General features: G+C 34.6%; 4 protein-coding genes. 2 read left to right on the forward strand and 2 right to left on the reverse strand.

Features of this window, described 5'->3' with window-relative positions; translation table 11 throughout:
- Positions 1-141 precede the first annotated feature (141 nt).
- Together F6K13_RS32500 and F6K13_RS32505 are read left to right on the forward strand one after the other, a co-directional pair.
- Positions 142-315, forward strand: a complete 174-nt coding sequence (locus tag F6K13_RS32500; protein ID WP_287289823.1) for a hypothetical protein — start codon at positions 142-144, stop codon at positions 313-315.
- Between the two features lie 102 nt (positions 316-417).
- Positions 418-750, forward strand: a complete 333-nt coding sequence (locus F6K13_RS32505) for a type II toxin-antitoxin system VapC family toxin (RefSeq protein WP_287289825.1) — start codon at positions 418-420, stop codon at positions 748-750.
- A gap of 106 nt (positions 751-856) precedes the next feature.
- Here the strand turns inward: F6K13_RS32505 and F6K13_RS32510 are convergent, their stop codons facing one another.
- A complete protein-coding gene (locus F6K13_RS32510; protein WP_287289827.1) occupies positions 857-994 on the reverse strand; it encodes a hypothetical protein in 138 nt (45 codons plus the stop codon).
- A gap of 33 nt (positions 995-1027) precedes the next feature.
- Complete coding sequence (locus F6K13_RS32515; RefSeq protein ID WP_287289829.1) at positions 1028-1225, reverse strand: hypothetical protein; 198 nt, start codon at positions 1223-1225, stop codon at positions 1028-1030.
- Positions 1226-1543 lie beyond the last annotated feature (318 nt).

Genomic DNA, 1543 nt, shown 5'->3' on the forward strand with positions numbered 1-1543 from the left:
TCTTCTGGAAGAGAACGAATAACTTGAGCTAAAGTTTGTACTAATTCAAAATTCATAATCAATATATAATTTCTATATTTTTAACATGGCATAGCAGTATGCATTAAAGCGTTTGAAATTTCTAGAAATTATATATTGATTATGAATTTTGAATTAGTACAAACTTTAGCTCAAGTTATTCGTTCTCTTCCAGAAGAAGAAAGAACTTTATTAGAGACTGAACTTCAACATAAATATCAAAAGCAAAACACGTTGCAAAAACTCCAAGAACTAGGAGATAAAATACAAAAGCGTCGAGGTAAAAAAGTATTATAAATAACTCCTGAAGAATTGATTCTCAAAATGAGAGAAGAACGCACAGAAAAATTAATGAAAGTTTGCTTTCCGGAAGGAGAGAATGAATGAAAAAAAAATAATTTGCATAGATCAAGTTTTATTATTAGGTTAGCAACTATTGGTACTGAAGTACCTCGTTTTAGTAATCTATGGACTCAGTGGGAATTGCAAGGCTATTCTAAAATTACTCCTACTTTCTTTTATTACAAGGTAACTAATGCTTTTCATCGCTACGTTATTTCTGGTTTATTAACTTCAGAAGAGGCAACAGAAGCTTTGGAATATATTTTGAGTTTAGAAATTATCCTTCACGGTAATGCTAGTTTGCATCGACGTGCTTTGAATTTAGCTCAAAACTTAACCCTTTCAGCAGCTTATGATGCTCATTATCTTGCTCTTGCAGAACAATTATAGGCAGATTTTTACACTGCTGATAGTCGTTTATTTAATACTGTAAAAACCTATTTCTCTTGGATATACTTGGTTAGTTAATCCTGAAGAAATAGTAATTATTTGAGCTTTAATTGAGAATATACTTAATGTTTTGATTGGAGCGATCGCTCATATAAAATCCGGTTGAACAGTCGTCATTGCGACGATAGGAAGCAATCTCGCACAACCCCTGAGATTGCTTCCTTCCACTCCGTTTCAGTCGCAATGACTTAGCTATAGTAATTATCCGGATTCTATATCACTCTACATTCTCAACTTGCTCCAAAAGTCGCAACCCCAATAATATCCCTACAACTATTGGAGGTGTAAGTACAGCAATGATGGCGTTGGTTGCTGTAGAAGAAATGGAAAGATAAGGGCCAGCATATTTAATTAGCAAAGACAGTCCAGCAGAGAGAATTAGGACTTTGAGAATGAAAGTTATTTGATTATTCATATTACGATGTTACGATAAACGTTTATATTAATCAAAATTTAATCTATTGATAATTAAGGCTTGCTGATTAATTATAAAAGTATTGATATATAAAGGTTTGAGCATTTTTATGCTCGAAAAAAGTGTCCCTGTTTCAGTTGAAAACGCTCAAAAAGCTAGTATTTTAGGCGCATAGTTGGGCAGAAAAATCATTCTGACAATTCTTGCTCCTACCTCCTCGCTCCCAAGCCATTTCTCCCCTCCTGGGAGGGGTTAGGGGTGGGTTTTCTCCTGTCTCCTGTCTCCTGTCTCCTGTCTCCTGTCTCCTGTCTCCTACCA

The organism is Okeania sp. SIO2B9 (assembly GCF_010672505.1).
Classification (GTDB): domain Bacteria; phylum Cyanobacteriota; class Cyanobacteriia; order Cyanobacteriales; family Microcoleaceae; genus Okeania; species Okeania hirsuta.